Source organism: Streptomyces sp. NPDC048297 (assembly GCF_043201585.1).
Taxonomy (GTDB): Bacteria; Actinomycetota; Actinomycetes; order Streptomycetales; family Streptomycetaceae; genus Streptomyces.
The window spans coordinates 74,200-90,933 of record NZ_JBICZA010000031.1; the positions used below are offsets into that span (position 1 = coordinate 74,200).

General features: G+C 69.5%; 16 protein-coding genes. 8 read left to right on the forward strand and 8 right to left on the reverse strand.

Annotated features, from left to right (window positions below; translation table 11 throughout):
- Positions 1-77: 77 nt before the first annotated feature.
- Both ACGFYV_RS28825 and ACGFYV_RS28830 read left to right on the forward strand, forming a co-directional pair.
- On the forward strand, positions 78-1,160 hold the full coding sequence (locus ACGFYV_RS28825; RefSeq protein WP_393881414.1) for an LLM class flavin-dependent oxidoreductase: 1,083 nt from the start codon (positions 78-80) through the stop codon (positions 1,158-1,160).
- Complete coding sequence (locus tag ACGFYV_RS28830) at positions 1,157-3,610, forward strand: excinuclease ABC subunit UvrA (protein ID WP_393881415.1); 2,454 nt, start codon at positions 1,157-1,159, stop codon at positions 3,608-3,610. The genes ACGFYV_RS28825 and ACGFYV_RS28830 overlap by 4 nt, the downstream gene beginning before the upstream one ends.
- Before the next feature lie 81 nt (positions 3,611-3,691).
- On the opposite strand, the gene ACGFYV_RS28835 is transcribed toward ACGFYV_RS28830, so the two are convergent.
- From ACGFYV_RS28835 to ACGFYV_RS28855, 5 genes are all read right to left on the reverse strand, one after another.
- On the reverse strand, positions 3,692-4,612 hold the full coding sequence (locus ACGFYV_RS28835; RefSeq protein ID WP_393881416.1) for an NADP-dependent oxidoreductase: 921 nt from the start codon (positions 4,610-4,612) through the stop codon (positions 3,692-3,694).
- Positions 4,613-4,669: 57 nt separating this feature from the next.
- Positions 4,670-5,080: a (4Fe-4S)-binding protein gene (locus tag ACGFYV_RS28840; RefSeq protein ID WP_393881417.1), complete on the reverse strand. Its 411-nt coding sequence runs from the start codon at positions 5,078-5,080 to the stop codon at positions 4,670-4,672.
- 31 nt (positions 5,081-5,111) lie between these two features.
- Positions 5,112-5,420 carry a GNAT family N-acetyltransferase gene (locus ACGFYV_RS28845; protein WP_393881418.1) on the reverse strand — a complete coding sequence of 103 codons (309 nt, stop codon included), beginning with the start codon at positions 5,418-5,420 and terminating at the stop codon, positions 5,112-5,114.
- Positions 5,421-5,656: 236 nt separating this feature from the next.
- Positions 5,657-6,850 carry an amino acid ABC transporter substrate-binding protein gene (locus ACGFYV_RS28850; protein WP_393881419.1) on the reverse strand — a complete coding sequence of 398 codons (1,194 nt, stop codon included), beginning with the start codon at positions 6,848-6,850 and terminating at the stop codon, positions 5,657-5,659.
- Position 6,851: 1 nt separating this feature from the next.
- A complete protein-coding gene (locus ACGFYV_RS28855) occupies positions 6,852-7,508 on the reverse strand; it encodes a hydrolase (RefSeq protein ID WP_393881420.1) in 657 nt (218 codons plus the stop codon).
- Positions 7,509-8,132: 624 nt separating this feature from the next.
- Between ACGFYV_RS28855 and ACGFYV_RS28860 the strand changes: the two genes are divergently transcribed.
- Entirely contained in the window at positions 8,133-8,600 is a 468-nt protein-coding gene (locus ACGFYV_RS28860) for a MarR family winged helix-turn-helix transcriptional regulator (protein WP_393881421.1), read from the forward strand.
- Between the two features lie 86 nt (positions 8,601-8,686).
- Here the strand turns inward: ACGFYV_RS28860 and ACGFYV_RS28865 are convergent, their stop codons facing one another.
- A complete protein-coding gene (locus ACGFYV_RS28865) occupies positions 8,687-9,058 on the reverse strand; it encodes a DoxX family protein (RefSeq protein WP_393881422.1) in 372 nt (123 codons plus the stop codon).
- A 188-nt stretch (positions 9,059-9,246) separates the two neighbouring features.
- Here ACGFYV_RS28865 and ACGFYV_RS28870 point away from each other — a divergent pair, with 188 nt between their 5' ends.
- Together ACGFYV_RS28870 and ACGFYV_RS28875 are read left to right on the forward strand one after the other, a co-directional pair.
- A complete protein-coding gene (locus ACGFYV_RS28870) occupies positions 9,247-10,350 on the forward strand; it encodes an LLM class flavin-dependent oxidoreductase (RefSeq protein WP_393881423.1) in 1,104 nt (367 codons plus the stop codon).
- A 135-nt stretch (positions 10,351-10,485) separates the two neighbouring features.
- On the forward strand, positions 10,486-10,917 hold the full coding sequence (locus ACGFYV_RS28875; RefSeq protein ID WP_393881424.1) for a tetratricopeptide repeat protein: 432 nt from the start codon (positions 10,486-10,488) through the stop codon (positions 10,915-10,917).
- 138 nt (positions 10,918-11,055) lie between these two features.
- Here ACGFYV_RS28875 and ACGFYV_RS28880 read toward each other — a convergent pair whose 3' ends face one another.
- Positions 11,056-11,406 (reverse strand): YciI family protein, encoded by a 351-nt coding sequence (locus ACGFYV_RS28880; protein ID WP_393881425.1) that lies wholly within the window; start codon positions 11,404-11,406, stop codon positions 11,056-11,058.
- A gap of 285 nt (positions 11,407-11,691) precedes the next feature.
- Here ACGFYV_RS28880 and ACGFYV_RS28885 point away from each other — a divergent pair, with 285 nt between their 5' ends.
- The 3 genes from ACGFYV_RS28885 to ACGFYV_RS28895 all read left to right on the forward strand — a co-directional run bounded on the left by ACGFYV_RS28885 (position 11,692) and on the right by ACGFYV_RS28895 (position 14,961).
- Entirely contained in the window at positions 11,692-12,756 is a 1,065-nt protein-coding gene (locus ACGFYV_RS28885) for an acyl-CoA dehydrogenase family protein (protein WP_393881426.1), read from the forward strand.
- Positions 12,757-12,954: 198 nt separating this feature from the next.
- Complete coding sequence (locus ACGFYV_RS28890) at positions 12,955-14,355, forward strand: cryptochrome/photolyase family protein (protein ID WP_393881427.1); 1,401 nt, start codon at positions 12,955-12,957, stop codon at positions 14,353-14,355.
- Between the two features lie 168 nt (positions 14,356-14,523).
- Positions 14,524-14,961, forward strand: coding sequence for an SPW repeat protein (locus tag ACGFYV_RS28895; RefSeq protein ID WP_393881428.1), 438 nt, complete (start codon positions 14,524-14,526; stop codon positions 14,959-14,961).
- A gap of 281 nt (positions 14,962-15,242) precedes the next feature.
- Here ACGFYV_RS28895 and ACGFYV_RS28900 read toward each other — a convergent pair whose 3' ends face one another.
- Positions 15,243-16,700: an APC family permease gene (locus ACGFYV_RS28900; protein WP_393881429.1), complete on the reverse strand. Its 1,458-nt coding sequence runs from the start codon at positions 16,698-16,700 to the stop codon at positions 15,243-15,245.
- Positions 16,701-16,734 lie beyond the last annotated feature (34 nt).

Sequence of the window (16,734 nt, forward strand, 5' to 3'; positions counted from 1 at the left end):
CGGTGGAAATAGACGCGCCCCGGATCCCGTTCCCGCTATGATGTTGACACATCAACCACATGGAAGGGTGGGCGACCATGCAGTTCGGGATCACCACCGTCGGTGACGTGACACAGGACCCCACCACCGGCCGGACACCGACCGAGCGCGAGCGGATCAAGGCCATGGTCGCCATCGCCCTGAAGGCCGAGGAGGTCGGACTCGACGTCTTCGCGACCGGCGAGCACCACAACCCGCCCTTCGTACCCTCGTCCCCGACCACGATGCTCGGCTACATCGCCGCCCGCACCGAGAAGCTGATCCTCTCCACCTCCACGACGCTCATCACCACCAACGACCCGGTGAAGATCGCCGAGGACTACGCCATGCTCCAGCACCTGGCCGACGGACGCGTCGACCTCATGATGGGCCGCGGCAACACCGGACCCGTCTACCCCTGGTTCGGCAAGGACATCCGCGAGGGCATCAACCTCGCCATCGAGAACTACGCCCTCCTGCACAAGCTCTGGCGCGAAGACGTCGTCGACTGGCAGGGCCGCTTCCGCACACCCCTGCAGTCCTTCACCTCCACCCCCCGCCCACTCGACGGCATACCCCCCTTCGTCTGGCACGGCTCCATCCGCTCCCCGGAGATCGCCGAACAAGCCGCCTACTACGGCGACGGCTTCCTCCACAGCAACGTCTTCTGGCCGGCCGACCACGTCCGACGGCTGGTCGAGCTGTACCGGACGCGGTACGCGCACTACGGGCACGGCACGCCCGAGCAGGCGATCGTCGGGCTCGGCGGGCATGTGTTCATGCGGAAGAACTCGCAGGACGCCGTACGGGAGTTCCGTCCCTACTTCGACGTCGCGCCGGTTTACGGGCACGGACCCTCCCTGGAGGACTACATGGACGAGACGCCGCTGACGGTCGGCTCGCCGCAGCAGGTGATCGAGAAGACGCTGACTTTCCGCGAGTACGTCGGCGACTACCAGCGGCAGTTGTTCCTCGTGGACCATGCCGGGCTGCCGCTGAAGACCGTGCTCGAACAGATCGACATGCTCGGCGAGGAGGTCGTACCCGTGCTGCGCGAGGAGTTCGCGAAGGGCCGGCCGGCCGGTGTGCCGGACGCGCCGACCCATGCCGGTCGGCCGATTCCGGAAAGGCACGGCAGGTGACTGGACTTCCGAAGGCGATCAAGGTGGTCGGTGCCCGCGCGAACAACCTGAGGGACGTCGACGTGGACGTCCCTCTGTGGTCCTGGGTGGCGCTGACCGGCCTGTCCGGCTCAGGGAAGTCGTCACTGGCGATGAGTGTGCTGTACGCCGAGGTCTACCACCGTTTCCTGGAGGGCCTGTCCACGTACACCCGGCGTCGGATCAGCCAGGCCGCCCGCCCGGACGTCGACCGCATCGACTTCCTTCCGGCCGCCCTCGCGCTGCGGCAGCGTCCACCCGTGCCGGGACGGCGCAGCACGGTAGGTACCATGACCGAAGTACTCAATGTCGTCCGGCTGATGTACTCCCGCCTGGGCTCGCACGTGTGCCCGAACGGGCATCGTCTCGATGCCTCGCTCGACTGGAGCCGCGCCCCGCAGGCCGACTGCCCGGTCTGCGGGGTGACCTTCGAGGTGCCGAGCGCCGAGTCCTTCGCCTTCAACTCCTTTGGCGCCTGCCCGGTCTGCGAGGGCATGGGGACCATCGAGGAGATCGACGACGACGCGATCGTGCCGGATCCGTCCAAGAGCATCGACGACGGTGCGGTCCGTCCGTGGCGCATCGGCATGCGGGGGCTCATGCCCCAGGTCGTCAAGGCGCTCGGGGTGCGCACAGATGTGCCGTTCGGCCAACTCACCGAGCACGAGCGGGAGATCGTCATGGACGGCCCCGCCGTCCGGCAGCAGATCTTCCCGGTCAGCAGGACCGGCCGCGCCACCGAGCTGAACGCACTGTACGAGAACGCCCGGGTCGCGGTGGGCAACTCGCTGGCCTCCGCGAGCGAGAGCGGCCGGGAGCGGCTGCGGAAGTTCCTCACGGTCCGCACCTGCCCGGCCTGCCACGGCACGCGGCTGCGGCCGCAGGCGCTGACCACGCTGGTCGACGGCCGGACCATCGCGGAGACCAGCGCACTGCCCCTGTCCGACCTCGCGACGGCGCTGCCCGGCCCCCTGCCCGACCTGATGGCCGGCCTGGGCAGGCAACTCGGCGTCGAGCTGGCGCAGTCCGTGGATCCGCTGCTGCGCCTCGGCCTGGACTACCTGACGCTCGACCGTGCCGGAACCACGCTGTCCACCGGGGAACGCCAGCGCATCCAGCTCACCTCCATCCTCCGCAACCGGTCCACGGGCATGCTCTACGTGCTGGACGAACCCACCGTGGGTCTGCACCCCGCCAACGTCGAGGGGCTGCGCGACGTCATCCGGGCCCTCGTCGACAGCGGCAACTCCGTCGTCATGGTCGACCACGACGTGGCCTTGCTGCGTCACGTCGACCAGCTCATCGAAATGGGACCGGGCGCCGGGCGCGCCGGCGGCACGGTGGTGCGCCAGGGCAGCGCCGAGGACCTCGCGGCGGATCCGGCCTCGGTCACCGGCCCGTACCTGTCAGGGGCAGCCGACGTCCGGGTGCGCAAGGCCCTCCCCGTCGGCCCGGACGATCCGCACCTGGAGATCACCGTGGACGGCCTCCGTACTCTGCACGAGGTGACGGCGCGCTTCCCCGTCGGCAGGCTCACCCTCGTCACCGGGGTCTCCGGATCGGGCAAGACCACCCTGCTCCTCGACAGCCTGGTGCCCGCGCTGACCGGTGAACACCCGCCGCATGTCACGCACTTCGAACGGGGCGGCATCCGCCGGGTCGTCCAGGTGGACGCCACGCCCATCGGCCGCAACTCCCGCTCCACACCGGCAACGTACTCGGGAGCCTTCGACGGCATCCGCGACCTCTACGCCGCCTCGCCGCAGGCGCGCGCCAGGAACTGGGACGCCGGACGCTTCTCCTACAACCTCCGATCGGGACAGTGCCCGGCCTGCGAGGGTCTGGGAGAGACGTCCCTGGACGTGCAGTACCTGCCCGACATGACCCTGACCTGTCCCGACTGCGACGGCGCCCGCTACAACCCCGAAACCCTCGAAGTCACCGTCGACGGACTGACCATCGCCGACGTGCTGCGTCTGACGGTGACGGAAGCCGCCGAACGCTTCCCCTCGCCCAACCTGCGTTCCCTGGTCGAGGTGGGGCTGGGCTACCTGCGCCTCGGCGAACCCACGCCGACGCTGTCCGGCGGCGAAGCACAGCGCATGCGCCTGGCCGGGGGCCTGCACTCCCGCCAGGCCCACAGCCTCTACGTCTTCGACGAACCCACCGTCGGTCTCCACCCGCGCGACGTCGCGACCCTGCTCGGTGTCCTGGACCGGCTGATCACCGCGGGCGCGACAGTCGTGGCCGTCGACCATGACCTCGACCTCATCGCCAACGCCGACCACATCATCGACATGGGCCCCGGAGGCGGACCGGACGGCGGCCGCATCGTCGCCACCGGAACCCCGCGACGGGTCGCGGCGTCATCCGACAGCCTGACCGGCCGCCACCTCGCCAAGACCATGGACGTCCGGCCCCCGGGAGACTGAATCCGGTCCGCGAGGCCGCGGGGCCGCTGCGCCCGCCGTTGGCCATTCGCCGTTCGCCGTTCGCCGCAGGAGGTCGTGCCGTTACTCCGGGAGCAGGACGAGCTTGCCGCCCAGGTGCCCGGACCGGCTCACCTCCAGCGCGGCCGCCGCCTCGTCGAGGGGGTACATCCCCGCGATCGGCACCCACAGCCGTCCCGCCTCGATGAGGGCGAGGATGTCGCCCAGCGCCTGCGGACCGCCCGCTCCCGGCTCGGTCATGTGGATCTGGATTCCCGTCCCGGCGGCGTCGAAGGCCACGAGGGACAGGACGCGGCTCGGACCGCCCGCGAGTTCGATGGAGTCCAGGATCTCACCGCGGCCGGAGGCGTCGAGGACGGCGTCGACTCCCTGGGGGGCGATCGCCCGTACGCGCTCGACCAGACCCTGGCCGTAGGTGACCGGTTCCGCGCCGAGGGAGCGGAGCTGTCCGTGGTTGCGTTCGCTCGCGGTGCCGATGACGCGTGCACCGCGGGCGACGGCCAGCTGCACGGCGAACGTTCCCACGCCGCCGGCCGCGGCATGGACCAGCAGGGTCTCGCCCTTGGCGACCTTCAGCTTGTTGAGGACCTCCCAGGCGGTGATGCCCGTACCGGCCAGGGTCCCGGCAACCTCCCACGGGACGGAGGCGGGCTTGGCGACCAGTGCGGCGGGGTCGGCGAGCGCGGACTGCGCGTAGGAGGGGGTGAGGGAGGCTCCCAGCACCTCGTCACCGACGCTGAAGGCGCTCACCCCCTCGCCGACCTGGTCGACCACACCGGCCACGTCGGAGCCGAGACCGCCCGGAAGGTCCAGGGGCATCACCTGGCGCATGTAGCCGTGCAGGATCTTCCAGTCGATCGGGTTGACACCGGCCGCCCGTACCGCGAGCCGTACCTGCCCGGGGCCCGCGGTGGGCGGCGGAACATCGACGACACGCAGGACATCGGTCCTGCCGTACTCGGAGAACTGCACTGCAAGGGACATCCGCTCGGCTCCAAGCTCTCGTGGGGATAGTTGTATGAAGAAATGGGCACGGCGGCGTCACTGACCGCAGGGCCCCGCGTGGTCGCAGTACGGCTGAAGGCGGCTCTGCCCACAGCCGCACAGCACGACCCTGGTCTCGGCGCGCGGGCCTTCCTGCGTGTCCACGCTCAACTCGCCCCGTACGGTCAGCTGTCCGGTGGAGCTGCGCGTGATCCGGGTGGGCCGGTCCGGGCGCTCCGCCCCGCCCTCCGCGAGCCGGTACTGCAGCGCGCCCGAGGGGCAGCGCCGCACCACTTCGGCCAGCCGGTCGGCGGTGGCACCGTCCGGCCGGATCCACGGGCGCCTGGCCGTGTCGAAGACCTCGGGCAGGCCATGGACGCATTCAGCGGCATGCAGGCAGCGCCCGGCCTCGAACGTGACCGTGATCGACTGCCCCTCGTACGCCTTCTTCTCGGATCCACCGCTCATACCGGCCTCCTTCACTGCCATGTGCGGATGTTCAGTCGCTGACCCTGCTGCGGGACTGGTACAGCAGGTCCTCGTACTCGGGGTGACGGGCGATCCAGCCCGCGTAGAAGGGGCAGGTCGCCAGCACCCTCAGATGCGCGGCGCGCGCCTCGTCAAGGGAGGTGCGGACCAGCGCGGACCCGACTCCCTTACCCTCGTACTCCGGCTCGACCTCGGTGTGCACGAACGCGATGAGTTCCGTCGTACGGATGTACTCCGCGATGCCCGCGACCTTGGGCTCTCCGTCGACGCGGGCCTCGTAGCGCTTCGCCTCGGGGACGTCGCTCACTTCGACCGCCATGTGTCCTCCTCCTGGCAGCTCCCGATCAACTGCGGGAGTCTGGCTGATCCGGCCACCACACTAACTGCACAGGGTTGACGCATCAACTTACTCGCCCGGCGGACGGAGAGACACGGGGCCGCGCCGGGCACACCGGTCGCGGACTCCGTCACGGTCGCCCTCCATGCCGGGGTCAAGCGGGGACGGGGCGCCGGAAAATCCGGCGCCCCGTCCCGAAAGGCCGCGGTCGGCCTCCTTCACTCGGCAGTCAGAGCCTGCGCGTAGGGAAAGACGAACTCTCCGGAGGACGATTCCGGTGGCGACACCACGATCTGCCGCGACCCGTTCTGGAACTGACCGACCTCATGGCCGGAGATTCCCTGGAACTGGACCTGCAGGACCCGCGGCTGTGACCACTCGCCCTTCACGCCGAACCGGACATCGCCCATGACGGTCGGGAAGGTTTCCTCCCGCGCGTACGCCGAGAGGCTCTCGTCGTCGAACCCGCCGGTCGCCTCGACGGCTTGGGCGACCACCTGCAACTGGGCGTAGGCGAGCGGCACCATGTAATGCCCCAGCAGGTCGACACCGGCTTCGCCGGCCCGCGCCTGGTAGGTGTTCAGCAGTTCCTGAACACCCGGGAACATCATCTTGGGGACCGGAGCCCAGTATTCGTAGTTCACGAAGCCGTTGAGCAACGGTCCGAGCGTCGTCTTCACCGCTGTGTTCTGCGGTCCGATCATGGCACCGCCGACCATCTTCGGCCGGTAGTGGTGAGACCGGATGGTCCGCGCCAGGCCGATCGAGTCGGCCAGGTAGGAACACAGGAACAGCAGATCACCGCCGCTTTCCGCGACGGCGTCGACGACGGGCGTGAAGTCCTCGGTCGACAGCGGATAGGTGGCCTCGTGAACCACCTTGATCCCGTACTTCTCGGCATTGGCCTTCGCACCGAGAACGGGATTGCGGGAGAACTCGGCATCCGCGGAGACGAGCGCCACGGTCGTCGGCCGCGGATCCTGCCGCGCGGCGAGTTCGAAGAACCCCTCGGTGAGCGCGGCGTTCGGATCCGGCCCGGTCGGGATCATGGCGAAGTAGTTCGGATAGGCGAGCGCGTTGTTGATGCCGAGGCCCATGAGCCCGACGAAGAAGCGCTCCCGCTCCACCATCAACGGCATGGCCGGCAGCACGGTGTTGGTGCCGTATCCACCGATGACGAGGTCAACCCTGTCCTCGTCGATCAGCCGTTCGTAGATCCCGGGAACCAGGGAGGCGTCCCCCTGGTCGTCGTAGCGGACGAACTCGACCGGACGGCCGAGCAGTCCACCGCGAGCGTTGACGTCCTCGCGCCAGATCTCGTGGGCGAGGCGGGCCGACCGGCTGTTGCCCGCGAGGGGACCGGTCAGTGACAGGCAGTACCCAATGCGAACGGGAGCCTGTTCCGCGGCCATGTCAGGCGTCGCTTCCAGCGCGGGCCGCGAGCAGCTGCATCTCCCAGTTGAGGGCGACGCCGACGCCACCACCGTGCTGGAACAGAACCTCGGAGATGCCCGGGACGGTCTTCTCGCGGGCCCAGTCGCGCTGCCACTCACCCTGCACGGCCAGCCAGGTGATCGGAACCACGCCCGCCTGGACCATGCGCTGCACGGCCATGTCGTGGGCCTCCTTCGAGGCGCCACCAGAGGCGTCGGTGACGACGAAGACCTCGAAGCCCTCACCCAGCGCCTGTATCGCCGGCATCGCGACACAGATCTCCGTCCAGAGACCGGCGATGATCAGCTTCTTGCGTCCGGTCGCCTTGACGGCGTCGACGACGCGCTCGTCCTGCCAGGCGTTGATGAACGTCCGGTCGATCGGCTTCTGCTCCGGGAACACGTCCTGCAGACCCTTGATGAGGTGGCCGCCACGCTCCTCCAGCACGGTCGTCAGGATGGTCGGGACGTCGAACACCTTGGCGGACTCGGCAAGGGCGATGGCGTTGTTCACGATCATCGACGGATCGTGGCTGTGCAGGTTGGCGAACTGGAACGCCTGGTGGTCGATCAGGACGACGACGCTCTCCTCGGGCGTCAGCAGTGCCTGAAGTCCGGACTTCGCTGCGGTGTTCATGGGATCCCTCTCCAAATGTTCATGTCTGCGAGCTCGGACGGGACACCGCCGATCTCGACGCCGCCGATACGGCCGCACGTGTCCTCACCGGCGCCCTGAGGCCGAGCCGGCCAAACATCACGCCGAGTCGATCGATACGGCTCCGCGAACCGGCGCGGCCTCCGCATCACTGACGGTCCGTCACATCAGCAGCGGACCGCCCGACTTAAGTAGGTGATGTGACACCTACATTAGTGCCGATATTTGATGTGTCAACCAGATCATCTCCGTGGTGACCGGCGCTCGGAGAGTCTGATACCAGTCCGTCGGCGGCCTCGCCGCCAGTAAGGGCCCCGAAGAGGAACGGCACGCCGTCGACGACCTCGGCCCCTGGGGTGGGCATGGGTGATGATCAGCCGGTCGAGCGGCTCGCCCGGACCCTGGGCGTAGGCCACGACCTCGCCCGAACGCTCGTACGGCACCACCCGCCGCGCCGAGGACTACGCCCATCGCCTGGGTCACACGATCAAGAGCCTCACACGGGCCTGCCTGCTCGGTCTCGCCGAGGGTCACACAGCTGCCGCTTCCAGCCGTCACCTCCCCCGCGAGTAGATGAGGTGTCAACGACTTCGATAGACTGCGGTCATGAACGCGACGCCACGCTGGCTCAATCCGGAAGAGAAGGCCGCCTGGGACAGCTTCATCCGCATGCAGGAGACACTCATCGGACGACTGTCCCGCCGCGTCCAGGCCGACTCCGGGATGTCCGCCTCCGACTACATCGTGCTCGCCAATCTCACCGAGACGGGCGGCGGGCGGATGCGCTTCCTGGACCTGGCCAAACTCGTGGAGTGGGAGAAGAGCCGGATGTCCCACCAGATCACGCGGATGGCGAAACGCGGACTCGTGACCAGGGAGGAATGCTCCGACGACGGACGCGGAGCGTTCATCGTCGCCACTCCGGCCGGCTACAAGGCGATCGAGGACGCCGCGCCGATGCACGTCGAGCACGTCCGCCGCCTGTTCATCGACGCCCTGACCCCGAACCAGCTCAGCACATTCGCCCGGCTCTCCAAGCGCGTCTCGGACCACATGAAGAAGCATCCGGACTGACCGGACGGGTCAGGGTCAGCGGCTCGAAGTGCCCCGCGGCGACTACATACCCAAGCGGCGGATGCAGACGGCCGGCCAGGGCCGGTTCACATGGCCAGGAACAAGGTCACTACGGTCGCGGCCGAGACAAGGGCCAGGACGATGGGCGCCATCGCGTTCCCCTTGGTCTCAGGGTTGGCGTAGTCCCCCGCCTTGGCGTGGAAGACGACCGCACCGATCAGCGTGACGGTCATGCCGGCAGCCGCGGCGATACCCAGGGGCTGCCAGAAGAGCCCGATGACCAGGCCCACGGCGGCGGCGACCTCGGCCAGCCCGATGAACCGGACGAACCCGGCACTCAGCCCCATATGGGACTGCAGTCCCGCGGGGACATCGCCTTTGAGCAGCGCCTTGGGCGCACCCGCGGCCAGGCTCACTAGGGCGAGGATCACGCTGAGGATGGCGGCGGCGATGTACACGGGAGTTCCCTCCACTCTTCCCACGCCAAAACGCAAAGGGCGCAGGTCTAGTTGATCTATCAACCGGAACCCTAGAGCGATATCGTTGACCCGTCAACCGGGTGACAGTGGGACCGCAGCGGGAATAGCCGCACGAGACATGCCGTTCACATGGCAGTTGATACATCAACAACATGGAGTTGGGTGCGATGCAGTTCGGGATCTTCACCGTCGGTGACGTGACACAGGACCCCACCACCGGCCGGACACCGACCGAGCGTGAGCGGATCAAGGCCATGGTCGCCATCGCCCTGAAGGCCGAGGAGGTCGGGCTTGACGTCTTCGCGACCGGCGAGCACCACAACCTGCCCTTCGTGCCCTCGTCCCCGACCACGATGCTCGGCTACATAGCGGCGCGCACCGAGCGGATCATTCTGTCCACCTCCACGACTCTCATCACCACCAACGACCCGGTGAAGATCGCCGAGGACTACGCCATGCTCCAGCACCTGGCCGACGGACGCGTCGACCTCATGATGGGCCGTGGCAACACCGGACCCGTCTACCCCTGGTTCGGCAAGGACATCCGGCAGGGCATCAACCTCGCCATCGAGAACTACGCCCTCCTGCACAAGCTCTGGCGCGAAGACGTCGTCGACTGGCAGGGCCGCTTCCGCACACCCCTGCAATCCTTCACCTCCACCCCCCGCCCACTCGACGGCATACCCCCCTTCGTCTGGCACGGCTCCATCCGCTCCCCGGAGATCGCCGAACAAGCCGCCTACTACGGCGACGGCTTCTTCGCCAACCACATCTTCTGGCCCAAGGAGCACTTCCAGAAGCTGATCAGCCTCTACCGCGAGCGGTACGCGCACTACGGGCACGGCACGCCCGAGCAGGCGATCGTCGGGCTCGGCGGCCACATCTTCATGCGGAAGAACTCCCAGGATGCCGTGCGGGAGTTCCGCCCCTACTTCGACCGCTCACCGATCATGGGCGGCGGGCCGTCGCTGGAGCAGTACATGGACGAGACACCGCTGACGGTCGGCAGCCCTCAGGAGGTCATCGAGAAGACCCTGACCTTCCGCGAGAACTTCGGCGACTACCAGCGCCAGCTGTTCAACGTGGATGGCGTGGGCGTGCCGCTGAAGTCCGTACTGGAACAGCTCGACATGCTCGGCGAAGAGGTTCTGCCCGTCCTGCGGAAGGAATTCGCCAAGAACCGGCCGGCCGACGTGCCCGAGGCGCCCACACATGCCTCACTGCTCGCCGCTCGTGACGCCGAGGACACCTCCGCGACAGCGACCGGCTGAGTCACGTCGACGACCACCTGCGGGACCCGTTCATCCACATGGCCCAGACGGGAGAGGTCGAATACGGGCCCGGCGAGCCAAAGGGCACCCGAACGCCGGACGTATGCCGCACACGACACCGGGAGAGGAGCTCTCGTGATCGACAACTTCAACGACTACCAGCCCAACGGCGAGCCCGCGGCGGACCGCTGGGCGAGTGCCCTGCACATCTTCGACAACGGCGTCGGCACACCGCATGAGGAGACCACCCTCGAGCGCTGGGAGCGGGCTCAGGCGCTCTTCGGGGCCAGGGACTACGCGGGAGCCGCGCGGCTGCTCACCGCTGTGGTCGATGAGGTCCCGGAACAGACCGGCCCCCGGCTGCTGCTGGCCCGCGCCTACTACCACTCCGCGCAACTGAAGCGGGCCGAGGAGCAGTTGCGCCGGGTGCTCGACCGCGACCCGGTCGAGGACTACGCCCACCTCATGCTGGGGCGCACGCTGCAACGCCAAGGGCGCAACGACGAGGCCGCACCCTGGCTGCGCATGGCCGCCGCCTTCTCCGGCGAACTCGCGGAACACGACTGAGCATCAGCCGTATCCCGCCAGACGTATAGCCGCCGACGGGAGCGCCCTCGGTCGATCGGAGCCGGCACACAGCGCATCGGCGCACGCCCGCGCCCGTACTCGGCGCGGAAGACGGCCTCGACGCCGGGGCTCTGCCCATCAGGGCTGGTCCACGAACGGCCGCACCTCGATGGGCAGGGTGGTCGCGAGGGCCGCCTTGCGCCCCCACTCCAGGGCCTCGTCCCGGTCGGCGGCCCGGATCAGGGTGAGTCCGCCCAGGTACTCCCTGCCCTCGGCGAAGGGCCCGTCGGTGACGAGGACGTCGCCGTCCTCGGGGCGCAGCATGGTGGTGGTCTCCGGGCCGTGCAGGCCGCCGGAGAAGACCCAGGCGCCGGCCGCACGCAGTTCGTCGTTGAAGGCCTCGACGTTGCGCATGATCCCGGCGAGCGCCTCTGGGGTGGGCGGCTGTCCGTCGGCCGGCGTGACCACGCTGAGCAGGTAGTGCTTCATGGGGATTCTCCTTGGCGTCGTATTGGCGTCGTATTGGCGTCGTATTGGCGTCGTCCCGGCGTCCTTCCGGGCGGGTTCCCGGTGCCGGGGTGCCTGTCACCTCCTACACGAACGGCAGGGCGCGGATCGACACCGCGCGCCGCACGTCCCGACGAAAAGGTCGACGGCCATGGTCACCAGCGGTCTGTCGCCCGCGGGGTGTCGCCCGCGGGGTGTCGCCCGCGGGATGTCGCGCTCGGCCTTCGGAAGAAGAAGTCGCCCTCGGTCTTCGAAAGAATCATCGGCATGACCGACACCGCACATCCGCTCGTCGTCCGCGCCCGGCGGCTCGCCGCAGATCTGCTCGTCCCCGAGGCCGAGCGGGTGGACCAGGAGGGCGTACCCGCGAGCCACATCGAGGCGCTGAAGAAGTCCGGGCTGCTCGGAGTGGCGGCGCCGATCGCGTACGGAGGCTCCGGGGCGCCGCCGGCCGTGGTGCGGGAGACCACGGAGATCCTCGCCGGGGCCTGCTGTTCGACGTGGTTCGTGCAGACACAGCACCACACCCCGGTGCAGACCGCCGCACGCGGGGAACTACCGGTGCGGGAAAGCCTGTTGGGGCCGCTGGCGCGCGGGGAACTGCTGTCGGGGGTGGCATACGCGCATCTGCGCGCGTATCCGCGCGTCCCGGTGCGGGTCCGGCGGGAGGGCGGCGGCCGGCGGTTCGACGGGGTGGTGCCCTGGTACACCGGGTGGGGCCTGAACGACGTGATGCTGCTGGCCGGGGTGACCGAGGAGGGCGAGGCCCTGTTCGCCTTCGTGGAGGCGCGTGCCCAGCCGGGGCTGCGCCCCTCGCCGCCGATGCGGCTCGCCGCGCTCACGGCCGCGCGTACGGTGTCGCTGGAGCTGGACGGCCTGTGGGTGCCCGAGGAAGCGGTGGCTCTGCGAACGCCCCTGGAGCGGTGGGCGATCGGCGACCGCGCGAAGCGGCTGATCACCAACCCGTCGGTCTTCGGCATCACCGCGTCGGCGCTGTCCTTGCTGGACGAGGACACGGCCGTACCCCTGCGCGCCCGCCTCACCGACGTCCGCGACCGCGCCTACGCCCTGGCCGACCGTCCGGATCCGCACGGGCAAGCCGGGGAACTGCTGGCCGTACGAGCCGAGGCGTACGAGCTGCTGGGCACGGCCACCACCGCCGCGATCGTCGCGGGCGGCGGCCGGGCGATGTCGCTGACCAGCCGTGCGCAGCGCCTGGCCCGCGAGGGAATGTTCCTGCTGGTCCAGGGCCAGACGGCAGAGACTCGCCAGGCCCACCTGCGGGCTCTGGCCGGGACGCCGGGCGAGATCGGGGGTCCGGGCCGGGACTGAGCACAGGCCGGCCGCCGGAACCGGCGACCGTCCCCGGCTCGGCGCGCACCCGTCCCTCGGGGCGCGAACGGCACCTGCCGACCCGCGGCTCACGCCCCGTTTCGGTGACGTACGGAGCGGACCGCGGTGCTGCCTCGTTGGAGCATGCGTCCGCACCCCGCGCCCCGCACTGCACGCCCCGCACCTTGGAGCCGCGCCATGCCCGTCCCGGTCGTCCTGTTCACCGCCGATCTGCGTCTGCACGACCACCCGCCGCTGCGAGCCGCACTGCACCGGGCCCGGGAGGTCGTCCCCCTGTTCGTCCATGACCGGGGTGTCGGCGACGCGGGCTTCGCGGTGCCCAACCGGCTGGCGTTCCTCGCGGACTGTCTGCGGGACCTGGACGAGGGGCTGCGCGAGCGCGGCGGGCGCCTCGTCGTGCGCTCCGGTGACGTCGTCGCGCAGGTGTGCGCGGTCGCGGCGGAGGCCGACGCCGACGAGGTGCATCTGGCGGCCGACGTGAGCGCCTACGCGCGGGAGCGGGAAAGGCGGCTGCGGCAGGCGCTGGAGGCGGACGGCAGGCGGCTGCACGTGCACGACACGGTCACCGATGCCGTGGCTCCCGGCACGGTGACCCCGGCGGCCTCGGACCACTTCGCCGTGTTCACACCGTATTTCCGCAGGTGGTCGGCGCAGGGGCTCCGGGACGTCCGCAGCGCTCCACGCTCGGTGCGCGTGCCGGAGGGCATCGCGTCGGAGGAGATCGCGTCCCGTTCCTCGGTGCGGGACGTGTCGCCCGGACTGGCCGCCGGGGGCGAGTCGGCGGGCCGCCGGCGCCTCACGACCTGGCTGCGCACCGGCGTCGCCGGGTACGCGGACGGTCACGACGACCTGGCCGCCGACGCGACCTCGCGGCTCTCCCCGCACCTGCACTTCGGCACGCTGTCCCCCGTCGAGCTGGTCCACCGGGCGCGCGGGCGCGGCGGCCCGGGTGCGGAGGCGTTCGTACGGCAGCTCGCGTGGCGCGACTTCCACCGCCAGGTGCTGGCGGCACGGCCGGCCGCGGCCCACGCCGACTACCGCACCCGGCACGATCGTTGGCGCTCCGAGGAGACGGCCCGGGAGGACATCGAGGCCTGGCGGGAGGGCCGTACCGGGTATCCGGTGATCGACGCCGCGATGCGCCAGCTGCGGCACGAGGGGTGGATGCACAACCGCGGCCGTCTGCTGACCGCGAGCTTCCTCGCCAAGACGCTGTACGTCGACTGGCGGGTGGGCGCCCGGCACTTCCTGGACCTGCTGGTCGACGGCGATGTGGCCAACAACCAGCTGAACTGGCAGTGGGTGGCCGGTACGGGCACCGACACCCGGCCGAACCGTGTCCTCAACCCGGTCGCGCAGGGCAGGCGGTACGACCCCGACGGCACGTACGTCCGCCGATGGGTGCCGGAGCTGAGGAACGTCGAGGGCCGCGCGGTCCACGAGCCGTGGCGGCTGAAGGGGCCGGAGCGGGAGGCCGCCCGCGGGTATCCGGACCCGATCGTCGCGCTGGCCGACGGGCTGGACCGCTTCCGGCGCGCCCGCGACCGCGCCCACGCCCACGACCACGACCACGACTGAGGCCCGCGGCTGAAGACCGTCCGCTCCCCCGGCGCGCCACCGCGCACACCTCACCCCGCACGACATCTACACATAAAGGTTCGATAAGGGCAAAATGGGAACGCGGCGCTTACCGCACACCACGCCAAGAAGACGCGGTCAGGCCCGAGAGTCACGAAGGAGACGAACATGGCCAACGTCTCGCACAGGGGTGACATGACGACTCACCCCGATGTATCCGAAATGCGGGATAGGTATGCCCGCATGCTCGGCGGTCGCGATGTGGCGCTTGTGGACGGGCCGGTGTTCCTGCTCGGCCTGTACTGCGCGGCATCTCCGTGGATCCTGCACTACACGACGAGCCAGCCGGCACTCGTGACCCACAATCTGATCATAGGGATCGCGATAGGGCTGCTGGCACTGGGGTTCACCAGGGCCCCCGAACGGATGTACGGGCTCAGCTGGGCCATGTGCGCCATGGGAATCTGGATGATCATCGCGCCATGGGTCGTGGGCCGCAGCCCGGACACCGGCGTGATCATCAACAACGTCATCATCGGTGCGCTGGCCATCGTCCTCGGACTGGTCTGCGCCGGTACGGCGGCGAAGAGCGCCCCCAAGCCATAGAGATCCCCGAGCCACACAGCCAGGACACGAGGGAAGGAGGACTCCGTCGAAGGAAGTGAAGGCCACGACAACGCGGGGCCGGTCCGCCCGGGCGGACCGGCCTCCTGTGCACCCGCACCTCAACGGGCGGGCATCTCCCACGGCACCTGCGGCAGGGTGCGGCCGGTCTCCAGCCTCGTCGGCGAGGTCCTCGCGGGTCACGGTGAGCCGGACGACGGCCTCGTGCGGCCGGCCGGGAAGCCGCCCGCGGGTGTCGTCCGCCGGCGCCTGGAGGCCGCGGCTCAGGTCGCGGCCGGCTGGGTGTCCGGGTCCTCCCGGCCGCTCATGTACTCCTCGTGGATCTCCTTCGGTCCGAACGGCCACACCTTCTCCCGCCGCGCCCAGACCAGGAAGGCCACGCAGCCGAGGGCGACCCAGGCCAGGGACCACTCGATGGGGTGGCGGCCCGGGGAGTTCTTGTCGGCGTAGCCGTAGATCACGCACCAGCCGACGAAGGCGACAACGCTGGGCAGCGGGTACAGCCACATGCGGTACGGGCGGTTCAGCCCCGGCTGCCGTTTGCGCAGGACGGTGAGCGCGACGATCTGGGCGAGCGCCTGGACGATCACCATGACCGTGGTGAGCAGCTGGATCAGTGTGGCCAGGTCGGTGTGCCGGCCGATCAGGAAGCCGATCGCGGTGATCACCCCCATCGTGGCCAGCCCCAGCATCGGGAAGCGGTGCCTGGGGTGCAGCTTCCCGTACGGGCGGAAGAAGACCCGGTCCCGGGCCGCGTCGTACGGCACCCGCGAACCGCCCAGCAGGCCGGTGAAGACGGAGGCGAACGCGGTGATCAGGATCAGCACGGTGACCGTGTCGGCGGCGCCCCTGCCCCAGGTCTCCTCCAGCACGGCGGAGGCCACGGAACTGGAGGCGATGTCGTGCGGGTCGGTCATGCGCCCCCAGTCGACGACGCCGAGCGTGCCGATCTGGAGCAGCAGGTAGATCGCCATGATGCCGAGGATCGAGAAGATGACGGAGCGCGGCAGGCTCCGTCCGGGGTCCTTGATCTCGGCGCCCATGTAGGCGGTCGTGTTGTAGCCGAGGTAGTCGTAGATGCCGATGGTCAGGCCCGCGGCGAAGCCGGCCCAGAAGTGGCCGCTCGTCAGGTCGAAGGCGCCTGACGGGTAGGTGAAGGCCAGGTGGGGGCTGAAGTCGGAGGCCGCGGCGACGATCACCATCAGGACCGAGGCGATCATGACGACCCACATGACCGTCGTAATGCGCGCGATGTGCTCGATCCCGCGCCACAGCAGCAGGACGACCAGCGCGATCACGCCGAGACCGATCAGATCGCCGGACGTCTGCCCCAGGCCGGGGGCCAGATAGCCGAGGTACTGGACGAACCCGACCACGCCGGTGGACATGATCAGCGGGATGAAGAGCATCGCCGTCCACACGAACAGGAACGGCATCATCCGGCCGGTGCGGTACTGGAAGGCCTGGCGGAGGTAGACGTAACTGCCGCCCGAGCCGGGCAGGGCGGCGCCGAGTTCGGCCCAGACCAGTCCGTCGCAGAGCGCCAGCACGGCACCCGCGACGAACCCGATGACCGCCTGGGGGCCGCCGAACGCGGCGACCATGAGCGGGATGGTCACGAACGGACCGATGCCGCACATCTGGCTCATGTTGATGGCCGTGGCCTGGAACAGGCCGACACGGCGGACGAAACCACCCGTGGGTGGCGGGCTTCCGGACATGGGGACTCCTGACGCGACGGGCGCACGGACCGCG